Source organism: Enterobacter adelaidei (assembly GCF_041937165.1).
Classification (GTDB): domain Bacteria; phylum Pseudomonadota; class Gammaproteobacteria; order Enterobacterales; family Enterobacteriaceae; genus Enterobacter; species Enterobacter adelaidei.
Genome location: NZ_CP154353.1, coordinates 504129 through 518544 on the forward strand (window position 1 = coordinate 504129; position 14416 = coordinate 518544).

Annotated in this window: 16 protein-coding genes, 1 tRNA gene and 2 pseudogenes; 7 read left to right on the forward strand and 12 right to left on the reverse strand. The window is 52.7% G+C overall.

Annotation, left to right across the window (positions count from 1 at the left end):
* Positions 1-15: 15 nt before the first annotated feature.
* Entirely contained in the window at positions 16-120 is a 105-nt protein-coding gene (locus AAHF05_RS02450) for a pyrBI operon leader peptide (RefSeq protein WP_022646880.1), read from the reverse strand.
* Here AAHF05_RS02450 and AAHF05_RS02455 point away from each other — a divergent pair.
* A pseudogene (locus tag AAHF05_RS02455) lies at positions 100-217 on the forward strand (hypothetical protein). The gene AAHF05_RS02450 and the pseudogene AAHF05_RS02455 sit on opposite strands and share 21 nt — an antisense overlap.
* A gap of 3 nt (positions 218-220) precedes the next feature.
* Here AAHF05_RS02455 and AAHF05_RS02460 read toward each other — a convergent pair.
* The 5 genes from AAHF05_RS02460 to arcA all read right to left on the reverse strand — a co-directional run bounded on the left by AAHF05_RS02460 (position 221) and on the right by arcA (position 5403).
* Positions 221-700 (reverse strand): arginine repressor, encoded by a 480-nt coding sequence (locus tag AAHF05_RS02460; RefSeq protein WP_028016503.1) that lies wholly within the window; start codon positions 698-700, stop codon positions 221-223.
* An 80-nt stretch (positions 701-780) separates the two neighbouring features.
* Positions 781-2184, reverse strand: coding sequence for a YfcC family protein (locus tag AAHF05_RS02465; RefSeq protein ID WP_129324112.1), 1404 nt, complete (start codon positions 2182-2184; stop codon positions 781-783).
* Positions 2185-2230: 46 nt separating this feature from the next.
* The gene (argF, locus tag AAHF05_RS02470) at positions 2231-3235 is read right to left on the reverse strand and encodes an ornithine carbamoyltransferase (protein ID WP_129324111.1); all 1005 of its coding nucleotides are present in this window, start codon (positions 3233-3235) and stop codon (positions 2231-2233) included.
* 25 nt (positions 3236-3260) lie between these two features.
* Positions 3261-4172, reverse strand: a complete 912-nt coding sequence (gene arcC / locus AAHF05_RS02475; protein WP_129324110.1) for a carbamate kinase — start codon at positions 4170-4172, stop codon at positions 3261-3263.
* A 10-nt stretch (positions 4173-4182) separates the two neighbouring features.
* Complete coding sequence (gene arcA, locus AAHF05_RS02480) at positions 4183-5403, reverse strand: arginine deiminase (RefSeq protein WP_008501384.1); 1221 nt, start codon at positions 5401-5403, stop codon at positions 4183-4185.
* A 674-nt stretch (positions 5404-6077) separates the two neighbouring features.
* Here arcA and AAHF05_RS02485 point away from each other — a divergent pair.
* On the forward strand, positions 6078-6530 hold the full coding sequence (locus tag AAHF05_RS02485; protein WP_129324109.1) for a YhcH/YjgK/YiaL family protein: 453 nt from the start codon (positions 6078-6080) through the stop codon (positions 6528-6530).
* A gap of 173 nt (positions 6531-6703) precedes the next feature.
* On the opposite strand, the gene AAHF05_RS02490 is transcribed toward AAHF05_RS02485, so the two are convergent.
* From AAHF05_RS02490 to AAHF05_RS02505, 4 genes are all read right to left on the reverse strand, one after another.
* Positions 6704-7138: a DUF3828 domain-containing protein gene (locus tag AAHF05_RS02490; protein WP_129324108.1), complete on the reverse strand. Its 435-nt coding sequence runs from the start codon at positions 7136-7138 to the stop codon at positions 6704-6706.
* Position 7139: 1 nt separating this feature from the next.
* Positions 7140-7502 (reverse strand): CHAP domain-containing protein, encoded by a 363-nt coding sequence (locus tag AAHF05_RS02495; protein ID WP_129324107.1) that lies wholly within the window; start codon positions 7500-7502, stop codon positions 7140-7142.
* Between the two features lie 261 nt (positions 7503-7763).
* On the reverse strand, positions 7764-8768 hold the full coding sequence (argF, locus tag AAHF05_RS02500) for an ornithine carbamoyltransferase (protein ID WP_129324106.1): 1005 nt from the start codon (positions 8766-8768) through the stop codon (positions 7764-7766).
* Positions 8738-8833, reverse strand: a complete 96-nt coding sequence (locus AAHF05_RS02505) for a hypothetical protein (protein WP_213014347.1) — start codon at positions 8831-8833, stop codon at positions 8738-8740. Before AAHF05_RS02505 ends, argF (AAHF05_RS02500) begins: the two co-directional genes overlap by 31 nt.
* Positions 8834-8932: 99 nt before the next feature.
* On the opposite strand from AAHF05_RS02505, the gene rraB reads away from it, so the two are divergent.
* The 5 genes from rraB to AAHF05_RS02530 all read left to right on the forward strand — a co-directional run bounded on the left by rraB (position 8933) and on the right by AAHF05_RS02530 (position 13116).
* Positions 8933-9358 carry a ribonuclease E inhibitor RraB gene (rraB, locus tag AAHF05_RS02510; protein ID WP_025759886.1) on the forward strand — a complete coding sequence of 142 codons (426 nt, stop codon included), beginning with the start codon at positions 8933-8935 and terminating at the stop codon, positions 9356-9358.
* A gap of 45 nt (positions 9359-9403) precedes the next feature.
* Positions 9404-10162, forward strand: coding sequence for a tRNA isopentenyl-2-thiomethyl-A-37 hydroxylase MiaE (miaE, locus tag AAHF05_RS02515; protein ID WP_129324105.1), 759 nt, complete (start codon positions 9404-9406; stop codon positions 10160-10162).
* Positions 10163-10192: 30 nt separating this feature from the next.
* A complete protein-coding gene (locus AAHF05_RS02520; protein ID WP_129324104.1) occupies positions 10193-10924 on the forward strand; it encodes a topoisomerase II in 732 nt (243 codons plus the stop codon).
* 106 nt (positions 10925-11030) lie between these two features.
* Positions 11031-11115, forward strand: a tRNA-Leu gene (locus AAHF05_RS02525).
* Between the two features lie 90 nt (positions 11116-11205).
* The gene (locus tag AAHF05_RS02530) at positions 11206-13116 is read left to right on the forward strand and encodes a site-specific integrase (protein ID WP_100126811.1); all 1911 of its coding nucleotides are present in this window, start codon (positions 11206-11208) and stop codon (positions 13114-13116) included.
* A gap of 130 nt (positions 13117-13246) precedes the next feature.
* Here AAHF05_RS02530 and AAHF05_RS02535 read toward each other — a convergent pair.
* Positions 13247-13473, reverse strand: a pseudogene (locus AAHF05_RS02535) (NIPSNAP family protein).
* Between the two features lie 331 nt (positions 13474-13804).
* Positions 13805-14377, reverse strand: coding sequence for a hypothetical protein (locus AAHF05_RS02540; protein WP_047363091.1), 573 nt, complete (start codon positions 14375-14377; stop codon positions 13805-13807).
* Between the last annotated feature and the right edge of the window lie 39 nt (positions 14378-14416).

Here is a 14416-nt window from a genome sequence, read left to right on the forward strand (position 1 = left end):
GCAAAAAAAAGCCCCTCAAATGAGGGGCTCTGGGAATAGGTTTAGCAACGGGAAGAAAAACGGCAGGCCAGCGTCTGATTTCAGACGCGGTAAGACGTTATGTCGTACACGCTTGACCATGCTTCCTCCCGGCAAATTGTCGGGCATTATACGCACCCCGATTTTCGGATCAAGCGATTTAATGCACGCTTTACTCAATGCAAACGGTTCTTTGTGAATATTAATTCGTTCTGAGTAAATAATTAATTTGCTTATGCACCAGCGCAGTACGCTTCACCACCCGGGGGGCGACCCAGACGATACTGCTGCCGGCCACCACGCCTAAAATTTCCGGTAACTGGTGGTAATCCAGAATACGCGCCACCGCGCGGCCATATCCGGCGACGGTATGAATGAGGATAAACTCGCTATTGTGCTCCACGCTCACCACCATTTCAGAAACGGTACGCGCGGCATCGGGGGCAGGGCGCAGTTGGGGATTCAACGAATAAATTTTTAGCCCTTTGGCATTTCGAATTTTTATGACGCCGAGCAATTTCAGCAGACGCGAAACGGTCGACTGGCTGATGCTGTCAAACCCTCTCTCCTGCAAATCGCGGCGAATTTCTTCCTGTGAAAGATAGCTCTTTTCGGCGATCAGACGCTGGCACACCGTTAGCTGCAGTTGTTCTTTGGGAGAGTACGCTTCGTAATCCATCATGTTTCCCATATCAGTTCCTGAAATAACCGGTGGCACTGCACCGATCCGTAAGCCGGATAAGCGCAGCGCCATCCGGCAAATCACAACAAGGCACCCAGGCTTAGCGCCACCATAATCACCACCGTCAGGATCGCCAGCAGCGGCGCAACCCATTTCAGGTAGCGCACGTAAGGCACACGGGCGATAGCCAGCCCGCCCATCACCACCGCTGAGGTTGGCGTGACCAGGTTAACGATGCCGGAGGCCGACTGGTAAGCCGTAACTACCAGGTCGCGGTTGACGTTAGCGAAATCGGCTAGCGGTGCCATGATCGGCATCGTCAGTACGGCCAGGCCGGATGAAGAAGGCACAAGAAACGACAGAACAACTTCCAGCCAGTACATCACGTTGATAAACGCCACCGTGGACAACCCGCTGACCAGACCTTCCGCGCTGTGCAAAATGGTGTGGGTAATCATGCCCTTATCCATGATGACTACGATACCGCGCGCAATGCCGATAATCAGCGCGACACCCAGCAAATCTCGCGCACCGTTGATAAAGGTTGAGGTAAGCTCCTCTTCACTCATACGGGCGATAAGCCCCACGATGATGGCGCTGGCGAGAAACACCGCCGAGATCTCTGCCATCCACCACCCCAGCACCGCCACGCCGTAGATCATCACCGCGAAGGCGAGGGCGAAGATCACCAGAATGATTTTGCGCACCGGGGTGAACTCCAGCGACTGTTCACCCTTGTTGCCGAGGAAATGGGCGCGGTTCTCTTCCTGTTTGTCTGCGACGATAGAGAGAGACGGATCCTGACGAACTTTACGGGCGTAGCGCATCACCCATGCCACGCAGATGATCCAGCCGATCACCAGCAGCGCCACGCGCAGGGCAATACCGTGGGTGAAGGGGATCCCGGCGGCGTTGGCGGCGATCACCGTGGCAAACGGGTTAATGGTGGAACCGAGCGTGCCGATCCCCGCCCCGAGCAGCACGGTAGAGGCGGCAACCACCGGATCAAAACGGGCGGCCAGCATGACGGGCACCAGCAAGGTATAGAAAGGCAGTGACTCTTCGGCCATGCCGTAGATCGTGCCGCCTGCGGCAAACAGCGCCATCAGGATCGGGATCATCCACTCTTCGCGTCCGCGCAGGCGGGTCGTTACCCGTTCGATCCCGGCGTCAATCGCCCCGGTTTTGGTGACGATCCCGAGAAATCCCCCGATGATCAGGATAAACAGCGCCACGTCGATTGCCCCGGCCTGACCGGAAACGGGATCGTACAGCCCGGCAATGGGGGCCATCAGGACGGAAACCAGCCCCTGCGGGTGTGCCGCCACGTGCGCGTACGTTCCGGCAATCGGGACTTCTTTGCCAAGGGTTTCATTCATCGCCATCTGGTACTGACCGGCCGGAACAACCCAGCTCAGCGCCGCCACAACGGCAATCAGAAAAAAGAGAATGGTGTAAGCGGAGGGAAACTTGAACTTGCCCATGATGTTCTCCTGAACCCGGCGCACCCCGTGGTGCGCCGGGCGGTGATTAGTCGCCGAGTGTCGCCACCATGACCGCTTTAATGGTGTGCATGCGGTTTTCTGCTTCGTCAAAGACGATAGAGTTCGGTGATTCAAAGACCTCTTCCGTCACCTCAAGCCCTTTCAGGCCGTAAGCCATCTCAATTTCACGGCCCACTTTGGTGTGCTCGTTGTGGAACGCCGGCAGGCAGTGCATGAACTTGACGTTCGGGTTGCCAGTGGCTTTCATCACCTGAGCATTAATCTGGTAAGGCTTCATCAGGCTGACGCGCTCGGCCCATGCCTCTTTCGGTTCACCCATGGAGACCCACACGTCGGTGTAGAGGAAGTCAGTCCCCTGAACGCCTTCTTCCACGTCATCAGTGAGGGTGATGCGCGCGCCAGTCTCTTTGGCGATGGCGCGGCACTGTTCCACCAGCCCTGCTTCCGGCCAGAAAGATTTCGGTGCCACGAGGCGGATACCCATCCCCATCTTGGCTGCACCGACCATCAGGGAGTTGCCCATGTTGTTCCGCGCATCACCCAGATAGGCAAAGCTCAGCTCCGGCAGGGTTTTACCTGGCGCATGCTCCAGCATGGTCATCAGGTCAGCGAGGATTTGGGTCGGGTGAAACTCGTCGGTCAGACCGTTCCACACCGGTACGCCCGCGTACTCGCCCAGCTCTTCAACGATGGCCTGACCGTAGCCGCGATACTCAATGCCGTCGTACATACGGCCCAGCACGCGGGCGGTGTCTTTCATCGACTCTTTATGGCCGATCTGCGATCCGCTTGGGCCGAGATAAGTGACCTGTGCGCCCTGGTCAAATGCGCCGACTTCAAAGGCGCAGCGGGTGCGGGTGGAGGTTTTTTCAAAAATCAGGGCGATGTTTTTCCCGACCAGGGTTTTCTTTTCACGTCCGGCTTTTTTGGCGGCCTTGAGTTCGATGGCAAGGTCGATCAGGAACTGGATTTCTGCCGGGGTATAGTCCAGCAGTTTCAGGAAGTTGCGGTTTTTCAGGTTGATGGTCATGGGTAAATCCTTTTTGAAATTTGAATTAGTTACGAATCAACGTGCCTTTCTCGCCCGCGAGGATCTCCGCGCCGTCAGCCAGCGCGCCGATCCCGGCAATCCCGTTGCAGGTTTCAACAAACTCGCGGCAGGCGGCCACTTTTGGTCCCATCGAACCGGCGTCGAACTGCATGCCTCTGAGCAGTTCCGGCGTCACCTGCGCCAGCGGGCGCTGGGTCGGTTTGCCCCAGTCGAGATACACCGCGTCGGCATCGGTAAGGATCAGCAGGGCATCGGCTTCGATCTGGCGCGCCAGCAGCGCGGCAGAGAGGTCTTTGTCGATCACCGCCTCAATGCCGTGATAGCCGTTGGCGTTTTCCACCACCGGAACCCCGCCGCCGCCGTTGCAGATCACCAGGTGATCGCGCTGGATAAGCGCCGTAATCGCGTCGCTCTCGACGATGCGTTTGGGTTGCGGGGAGGGAACGACGCGGCGGACGTAGCTGCCGTCGGCCTTAAACACCCAGCCTTTTTCCGCGGCCAGCGTTTTCGCCTGAGCTTCGCTGTAAACCGGGCCGATATATTTGGTCGGGTTGCGGAACGCTGGGTCGGCGGCATCCACCTCTACCTGGGTGAGCAGCACGCTCACCTCGCGCTGGGGAAGATTGTTTTTCAGCGCCTGCTGGAGCATGTAGCCGATCATCCCCTGACTTTCGGCGCCGAGAACGTCCAGCGGGTAGGGCGTGACTTTGTCATAGGCGCTGTTCTGCAGCGCCAGTAGTCCGACCTGCGGGCCGTTGCCGTGCACCAGCACCACGCGCCACTGCTCCGTCAGCCCGGCGATGGTGCGGGCGGCCTGCTCGATGTTCTGGCGCTGGATCTCCGCTTCCAGCGGTTCGCCGCGTTTCAGCAACGCGTTACCGCCAAGCGCCACAACCAGAGTGGGTTTTCGTTCCATGATGACTCCTTTAAATTCCGTCACGTTCCAGTGGGCAGCTCATGCAGCGCGCGCCGCCGCGACCGCGTCCGAGTTCGTCACCTGGGATCGGCAGCACGGTGATGCCCGCTTTGTCGTATTTCTCGTTGGTCCAGACGTTGCGCTCGTAGCCAATCACCACGCCCGGGCGGATGGTCAGAACGTTATTGGCGTCGTTCCACTGTTCACGTTCGGCCTCAAAGGCATCGCCGCCGGTGGTGATCAGGCGCACCTGGTTAATGCCGAGGGCTTTTTCGATGGCGTGGAGCAGGTCGGTTTCCTGAGTACGCAGCAGACCGCCGCGTCCGTCCGGGGTGAGCGTCCAGCACTGGGCATCTTTGCGCACCACTTCCGGGTAGACGGAGAAGGTGTCCACGTCGATGTGGGTCATCACGGTGTCGAGGTGCATGCAGGAGCGGTGTTTTGGCAATTCAACGGCGATCACGCGCTCGGCCTGGCGGTGTTTGAACAGGCTATTAGCAAGGAATTCCACACCCTGTGGCGTTGTGCGCTCTGACATGCCGATTAATACCGCGCCGCGTCCAATCACTAATACGTCACCACCTTCTAATGTCGCGTGATCGTAATTAATATTCTCGTCGCCGAAATATTTAATAAAATCACCGTCGGCAAACGCAGGATGCCAGCGATATATGGCCCGCAGGTTATTGGTTTCACGCTGGCGAGCCGGTTTAGCCATTGGGTTAATGGACACGCCGTTATAAATCCAGCAGGAAGTATCGCGGGTAAATAAATGGTTAGGCAGCGGCTTCATAATAAAATCATTCGCCGTGTGGGTATCCACCACCATATTTTTAATGGCTGCCGGAATTTCACCGTAGGTTAATCCGCCGCTTAACCGGCGCGCCAGTTCACGGTGCGGCATATCCGCCAGCCAGCCGCGCACATCACCTGCAAAGGTTGGCCCGAGGCGATAGTCAGAGATTTGGGTTTCGAGGAGCCAGGCTTTTGCTTCTGCAATATCAAGCGTTTGAGTGAGAAGGTCGGTCAACAGCAAGACTTCCACACCCTGCTCGCGCAGTGTGTTTGCGAAAATATCGTGCTCTTCACCCGCCCGTTCAACCGAGAGCACATCATCGAAGAGTAATTCCTGACAGTTCGACGGCGTTAAACGTTTCAGACTTAAATTTGGACGGTGCAGCATAACGCTACGCAATTGACCAATTTCAGAACCGACGTAATGCTTTTCCATAATTATTCCTTTAACTTTTTTCAGAATAAAAAGGGCATGTGCCATGTGATGTGTTTATTTTCATGGCGACTAAGCTCAATTGATTTCGAGGTTCATACTAGGCGGTTAAATAATCCGTATTGTGATGTTGCTCACGTGAAACCGGATATTAAGCGGTTTGTTTTCATTTGCATGATTCGCATCAGATAATGATTAATTGGATATAATTGCCGGGTGAATAGCTAAGCAGGATACGCTGGGGTTATTTGGAGTTGTTATTATTTTGTGGAATTTAATCATTTGAAATATTTTGTTATCATGTTGATTTTAAACGAATAAAAATCATTAACGGAATGACTATGCAGTATTAGCAATTAACTATTTTTACCTTAAGGAAAATCAATAAATAATTATGGGATTTAATAGCAAATTATCAAAATGATAAAGTGTGAGCATGAAGAGAGTTTTGTTGTTAACGCCATACGATCAGTGAGTTAGCGCGATGCCGTGACAATGAAGATCTGAGGTTATGCATAACGACTGCATAAATGCCTGCGAGGGCTTAACAGCAAATTAACATATTTCCCGATAAACATGCGCTGGCGCAAAACCTGTCGAGAAAGCGGTGGTATGGCAGTGAGAATTCTCGTATAAAAGATGAAAATGAAACGATGTTTTATATTGAGGGTTGGTTTATGATTATCGGCAACATCCACCATCTGCAATCCTGGCTCCCTGACGAATTGCGCCAGGCCATTGAACACGTTAAAGCCCACGTCACCGACGCCACTCCGCAGGGCAAGCACGATATTGACGGCAACAACCTGTTTTATCTGGTCTCGGAAGACATGACCCAGCCGTTTGCCGAGCGCCGAGCCGAGTACCACGCACGTTATCTGGACATCCAGATCATTATGAAGGGGCAAGAAGGGATGACCTTCAGCACTCTGCCGCACGGCACACCGGACACAGACTGGCTGGCGGATAAAGACATCGCGTTTCTGCCGGAAGGTGGGCAGGAGAAAACAGTGGTGCTGAGCGAAGGGGATTTTGTGGTGTTCTGGCCGGGAGAAGTGCATAAACCGCTGTGCGCGGTTGGGGAACCTGCTAAGGTGCGGAAGGTGGTCGTTAAAATGCTGGTTGAGTAATTTCCCTTCACCAGGGACTGTCAACCCCTGGGAGAGGGTGAGGACATCAGGCCGCATCACCGCTTGATTCGCCCGGCGGCGCTTCGCTTGCACGGGTCTACGGGTTTTGTAGGCCGGCTAAGCACAGCGCCACCCGCCAAGAAAGGCGACAACATTATTGTTAGCGGGGGGCATCAATTATTATCCCGAGCGGCGACAGACTGGATTTTCCAGAGCCCATCTTCTTTAACCATGCAATCAATAACTGTGTGCTGAGTCTTTTTGCCAAACGTGATATTCACGTTTACACAGACCGGGTCATAATCATACGAAGCAATGGCAACATTCTCAGCCCAGTCCTCGCCGATATACTGTGATTTCATAAAAAAATCAGCCTCGTAAAATTCAGCGTCGGCATAACGGGGATCGTCTGCATGACGTAATTTTTTCATGGTGCTGGCCGTAACGAACTTATCGATTTCATTTCCCTGTTGAATGGGATAATGATCGTTGTTCACTTGTCTGATGTACCAGCGATTAAACTCAAGGGCGCGCTGCATCGGTATCTGAAAATCTTCGGCCCCCAATGCTGCTGTGCTGAATAATACAATTAAGATGAGCTTATTCATATTAATAATGCCTGTATAAGGTTACGGCTGGCTGGAGTTGGCGATACGTTGGTCCCGGGTACAGTGTTCTCTGTTTAAAATCTGAATACCAGGTTCCAGCGCCATCGTAAATACAGACATGCCCGTACTGATCCGGGCCGGGCAAAGCATCAATTACAGCGATATCCCCCTCTATGGGAGTGCCATAGACTTTTGTGAACCCTGCTTTTTCAAGAGAACGCCAGAAATCCTTAGCGTTTGCCCCTTCGATTTTAAGCCCTCCGGCTCGAATAGCGGCGGCGATTGCGTGGGCGCAATAGTGTCCAGTATGGGTTAGTGAGTGGCTGCGGGCATATGACACAGCTTCGTGCTTATTCCATGACATAAATAATCCTTATTAACGAAATGCAGCAATAAGGAAATATTACGCCTTTAATATACAATGTTTTGTAATTGATAATGAGTTAATATTAACAATTATCTATCCAATAAATAATGGCTAATAAAATCATAAATACATATTATGGTTGATGTGTATCTCTGGGAAGTGTCAGGAAAATGAATTTTTTATGCCAATTGACTGGAAATGATTATCTGCTGAAAATTAATTCAGCAGATAATCACCATTTCAAAGTGAGAGAGAGGATCACTCCCCAAGCGTCGCCACCATCACCGCCTTAATCGTATGCATCCGGTTTTCTGCCTGGTCGAACACGATGCTCGCCGCCGACTCAAACACCTCGTCCGTCACTTCCATCCCGCCGTGCAGGTCGAACTCTTTCGCCATCTGCTTGCCGAGCGTGGTCTGGTCATCATGGAATGCCGGCAGACAGTGCAGGAACTTCACGTTCGGGTTGCCGGTAAGCGCCATCATCTGGCTATTCACCTGATAGCTTCGCAGCAACGCAATACGCTCCGCCCACTTCTCTTTGGCTTCGCCCATCGACACCCATACGTCGGTGTAGATGAAGTCCGCGCCCTTCACGCCCGCCGCCACATCTTCCGTCAGGGTTATTTTCCCGCCGTTCTTCGCGGCCAGCGCGCTGCACTCCGCCACCAGGCTCTCTTCCGGCCAGCAGGCTTTCGGGGCCACCAGATGCAGATCCAACCCGGTCAGCGCCGCGGCTTCGAGCATCGAGTTGCCCATGTTGTTGCGCGCATCGCCTGCATAAACCAGCGTCATCTCGTTAAACGCTTTGCCCGGCAGGTGCTCCTGCATGGTCAGCAGGTCCGCCAGCAGCTGCGTCGGGTGGAACTCGTTGGTCAGCCCGTTCCACACCGGCACGCCCGCATACTGTGCCAGGGTTTCAACCACTTCCTGACCGTGACCACGATACTGAATGCCATCGTACATGCGGCCAAGCACGCGTGCGGTATCTTTAATTGATTCTTTATGCCCAATCTGGCTGCCGCTCGGCCCTAAATACGTGACGCGAGCGCCCTGGTCAAATGCGGCAACTTCGAAAGAGCATCGTGTACGGGTTGAGTCTTTTTCGAAGATGAGCGCGATGTTTTTACCGGTAAGCTTTTGTACTTCCTTGCCATTTTTTTTATCGGCTTTGAGTTGTGCGGCAAGAGTCAGCAGAGAAGTGAACTGTGCAGGGGTAAAGTCGAGCAATTTCAGAAAGTGTTTCTTGTACAAATCAGACATTTTATCCTCACATGGCGAACGCCACTTATTGAATTAAAATTCACTTTATATGTGTAATTATTCATTTGCAACCCCGTTTAACAAATCTTTCTCACAAAGGTGGAGGCAAACACGTCCGTGTGTGAAAATAGAAGTATCTGCCGCACTTTAAAGAGGATTGAGCCATGGCAAACCCGGAACACCTGGAAGAGCAACGCGAAGAGACGCGTCTGATTATTGAAGAGCTGCTGGAAGACGGTAGCGATCCGGACGCGCTGTACACCATCGAGCACCATTTCTCTGCGGATGATTTCGACGCGCTGGAAAAAATGGCGGTGGAAGCCTTCAAACTGGGTTACGAAGTGACCGAGCCGGAAGAGCTGGAAGTGGAAGAGGGCGACACCGTCATCTGCTGCGACATCCTGAGCGAAGGCGCGCTGAAGGCGGAGCTTATCGACGCGCAGGTAGAACAGCTGATGAACCTGGCCGAGAAGTTCGACGTGGAATACGACGGCTGGGGAACCTACTTCGAAGATCCAAACGGTGAAGACGGCGAAGAAGGCGACGACGAAGATTACATCGACGAAGATGACGACGGCGTGCGTCACTAATAGCGTTCAAGCGGCAGTGCATGCTGCCGCTTTCAAGGTTTAAACATGGATTACCCGCAGATACTCGCCCCCGTACTCAACTTCCTCCAGTGCCCGACCCCGCAAGCATGGATTGATCAAGCCCGCGACCCGGCGAACCTGCCGCTGCTGCTCACCGACCACATGGTGTGCGAGCTCAAGGCCGCCCAGACCGCGCTGCTGCTGGTGCGCAAGTACGTCGCCGACGAAAGCGGTGCCGACGCGCTGCTCGACTGGCTCAAACCCTACGAACAATTCACCTTCCGCGACGGCCCGGAGCCGGACTTCATCGCTCTGCACAAGCAGATTGGCAAAAGCGTGATGCCCAAAACCGACGACCCTTGGGGCCAGGCGCTTATCGACAGCATGGTGCTGTTGATTAAAGAAGAGCTGCACCACTTCTGGCAGGTGCGCGAGGCGATGCTGGCGCGCGACATTCCGTACGTCAAAATCACCGCCAGCCGCTACGCCAAAGGAATGCTGAAAGAAGTACGCACCCATGAACCGCTGACGCTGATCGACAAGCTCATCTGCGGCGCCTACATCGAAGCCCGTTCCTGCGAACGCTTCGCCGCGCTGGCCCCGTTCCTCGACGATGATTTGCAGAAGTTCTACCTCTCGCTGCTGCGCTCGGAAGCGCGCCATTATCAGGACTACCTGACGCTGGCCCAGCAGGTGAGCGACGACGATATCTCACCTCGCATAAAGCTTTTTGGCGAAATTGAAGCCACACTTATCTCGACACCGGACAACGAGTTTCGCTTCCACAGTGGCGTGCCGGTGTAAACCGGCATAGCTAAAGGATAAGGATGCGAGATGAATAAAACGTGGACCCGTATTGTCATTGTCGTCATCGCGGCCGCCGCCGTGGCGTTCTGGGTGTACTTCGACAAACAGCGTATGCAGCGCACCCCCGAACAGCAGCTTGATACCACCCTCAACACGATGCCCGCCTGGCAGGTGATTAAAGAGCAGGAACCCGCGTTCCAGAAACGCATCCGCGAGCAGATCCTCACCATGCAGAAAGCGGGCGAGTCTGAACAGCACATTATCGACGTCATCCAGCCGCAGATTTTGACCCTGCAGATGTCACGCCTGCAGCATGCCCCGGACGACAACGTGGTGGAATATATGAAGGTCAACATGGAGCAGACTGCCGCCATCCAGAAGGTGAGTGACGACGCCTGTTTCCGCTTCCTCTACCCGGCGGTGAAAGGCGGCGTCAACCCGATGCGCGTGCTGGATCAACAGATGATGGCCCGCCGTATGCAGGCTGACGCCGACATGATGCGCGCAGCCTACGGCAAAAACAGCCACACCGTGACCCCGGCCGAACGCGAGGCGGCTGTCGAGGATGTCCGACCCATTATGAAGGAACTTGCCGATAAGTACGGCGAGGACATCCAGCTGCTGGAGATGCCTGAGAAGGCGGTGGGTAAAGAGAAGCTCTCCTGCGATATGGTGCAGGAGATGTGGGCGAAGGTGCTGGCGCTGCCGGAGCAGAAGGCGGCAAGGGTGATTCGGCTGGCGGTTTCGGAGCTGGATTGATGAAGGGCGCTGGTTTTTTGGGCACTTAGCGCGGGTTTAGCGCGTCGCCGCTTGCATGGCGGCGCGCGACAGGTATAATCCACAACGTTTCCGCATCCCCTTCAGTGCCGAAGTGGCGAAATCGGTAGACGCAGTTGATTCAAAATCAACCGTAGAAATACGTGCCGGTTCGAGTCCGGCCTTCGGCACCAAGTCTTATCTAAGTCATTGTTTTAAAACAATTTAATCCATAATCTTACTTGAAATCGCGTAGCCCCTCTTACAAAAGGGTATACGAGGCGATGTCTCAGCGATATAAACTCTATCGTCGAACCAGCGGCATTTATGTTGTCCGCATTAGCGTTCCCCAACGTTTTCGTCGATACGCAGGACAGTGTGAGATTCACACTTCAACAGGCACTCACGATCTTCATGAAGCAAAGCAGAAGTCCGCGCTCCTGTTGGCGGTCTGGTATCAGACCTTACAAGAGTATGAACAATTGGATTATCGAACTTTAAGTGACTGCGCCCCGCTGCTTGCTGGTGAGGGTATGATCTCGCTTTCTAACTTTGCTCAGTCAGTTGAGTTGCCTGTTGCGCAATTAATACAGGCGGTGATGAACCGTAATCTGCCCGTATTCTGGCTGGCGACGGGGCAGGCTGGCTTTTATGTTGCAGCGCTCTCTGAGGCTGAGCTAGACCCGCTTGATGGCAGTTACGTTCTTAATTATGGCGAAGAGAAGGGTATCGAGGGGGTTGCTAAAGGCTATCTGCAACTCACTGCGCAACCAGCGCATTTACGTAACATTATTAGCGACGGTTATTCAGAAGCTTCGGTGTTCAAAACTGCCGGAAGCGACGCTAAAGGCGGTTGGTTTTTCACCTCCGGTTGGCCGGTAATTAAACCCGATACGCTTTTGATCAATAAAGTCCATGCAGAAAGCCTAAGGCTTGATTGGCTGGCTAAGACCACGCCTCCAGTCGCTAGCGTTCATCCTACCGTGCCTCTTGCCGCTCCTGCCCCTACTATCGATAACGAGTATGTTAATCGAAAGTATTACACTAAGAACCTGTCGTGGTTATGTTCTGAATATCTAAAGCATCGGCGCAAGGGCAAGGTATCGGAGTCGGCTATAAGTGATATCCGTAACTATTTCGGCTTTATGATCGAAGCGATGGGTGACATTCAGTTGGAAGATTTTGATCGCGATTTCCTCCGGGCTTATGAGAGCAAACTGCGCACGATCCCGGCAAACCGTAATTTAGTCAAAGCTAAATATGGAGTGAAAACGCTGGATCAGTTAATCGCCAAAGCGGCGGAATGCGGCGATAAATTGATGACTGAGGAATCCGTTAGGAAGTATATCAACGGCATTTATGGTGCAATGAAGTGGGCTGTTGCTGACGGTAAGCTACTGAAATCGCCATGCGAAAACTTTTTTCCATCCGATGATAAAGATGAGCGAGATCAGGATCACACTGACATATTTGAACCGCATGAAATTAAAGCGATTTTTTCGTTACCGTGGTTTGAGGCTGGAACTGTTGAACGCAATGCGCAAGGGCGATTCCATCAATATTGCCCGTTTAACTATTGGGCACCTTTGCTGGGCTTGATGACGGGGGCGCGAGTTAATGAAATCGCTCAGTTGCTGCTGAGTGATGTTCTGGCAGACGACGGCGTCTATTATTTGAACCTTGAAAGCGATAATGAAAGCGGAAAGAAACTCAAAAACGCTAATGCTCGCCGCAAGATTCCGCTCCATTCAAAGCTGATTAGTCTCGGTTTCATCGACTACGTGAACGCCTTAAAAGATGCAGGGTATGCTCGTCTCTTCCCGGAGCTTAAACCACATAAAACAAAAGGCTATGGTAGGCCAGTTTCCGCATGGTTCAATGAATCGTTGCTTGCGGGGCGGTTGAAACTCGAGAGGAACAGAAGCAAATCTTTCCATTCTTTTCGCCACTCAGTTTCGACTTTGCTCAAGGAGAAGGGCGTTAGCTCAGAATTACGAGCGCAGCTACTTGGGCATGTGCGCGGCGAAACTGAAACGGAAGTGCGATATAGCAAAGACCTCAAACCAGTTCATATGATTGAAGTCGTGGAGAAAATTGATTTTTCGTTACCTGATATAGCGGAATTCAACATTCCTGACGGGCTGGATGCTGTCAGAGATGCGTTGCGAAGAAAGCGTGGCAAACAAACAGGTTGAGTCAGTTACTATTCAGTTGAGCGATGCTTGAATGCGCTGGGACGCTTCCTGGCGCGTTTTTTTATTAAGGGGGGGATTTATAGTGCTGAATTTGGAGGCGCTCAAAACGAGTTTAGTGAGACTTGATGACCTACAATTGCACCCGCAGCCCTTCTACACATTCTGATGGTAGATTCATTACTGCTTTAATGCTGGTTTCGATGCTGCGAATAATGCCTTCGCGTGGGCCGCTGCGCCAGTCAGCGCTTGCGTAAAAAGCATTGAGAACCGCAGCCATTTTTCAGCGCTGTCAAAGGTGCGAATGAGGTAGTAGCAATCCGGGTCATGAAGCGAGTTGCCAAACGAAACAACATGGATCCCGTGGCGTTAGTGTAGGGGAACGCTGATTTCCTGCATGATGGCATGAAAAGCGGCACCGCTGCCATTGCGTAAAGTGTATTGCAGTATCTCGACGGTTCTCAAAGCGCTATCTCTTTGCTGCTACTTGTTGATAGCAATAAAGTAAACCGGGCTGGGCCATGAAGCCACAACTAATCAACGACCATCCCATCCATAAACAAAGCTGCAATATGCGACTCAGACGTGCTGGGAAGCTTTCTGGCGAGTTTTTAAAGAAGGTTGTGGAAATCCATGGTGCGGAATATACGGCGCTCTCATAGCGCAGCTGGCTAAGTCGCACGCTAATTACTTAGCTAAAATGGAAATACGCGAGCACAGCTAAAACAATGAGCACGCCAAAACCAAATAACCCCTCGCGATGCCTGGTTAGCCATTTGCGTTTATACCGTAGCGGCTCGTAGAAAGGCGTTACCCATTTAAGGAACTCTGCGTTGAGATTGTCCAAGGACTCTTTGGGTTCTTTAAGGTTGCTGCCGACAATGTATTGGCGTCTTATCAAATCTACCCGGCAGTTACCGATGCGTTCCCTCTCAGTTGTAAGCTCAGATTCATCAACGAAATCAAATGACTCTATAATCACTTGGTGTGCTGCCTGCAAATCTTTATGGGTGACAAAAGCATCACAGGTGATCAGGTTGCCTTGAGAGGTGAATGTCAGGAGATCAATCCCGTGAGTTGCTTGTAAATTATCGATTAGTTGTTGTCTGATGGCTCTATCAAATGGTCGGATGTATCCCCATTTTGGATCGATATCTCGACCACACTCCTCATAGCTGAAAAACTCGCCTTCTAAAGAATTGCCACGCCAATCAAAGCGCACATAACCATCCGGTTGGGGTTGGTAATAACTGGATACGGGCATACATCACCTTGAAAATTGAATGCTTTCGATTCCGCTGGC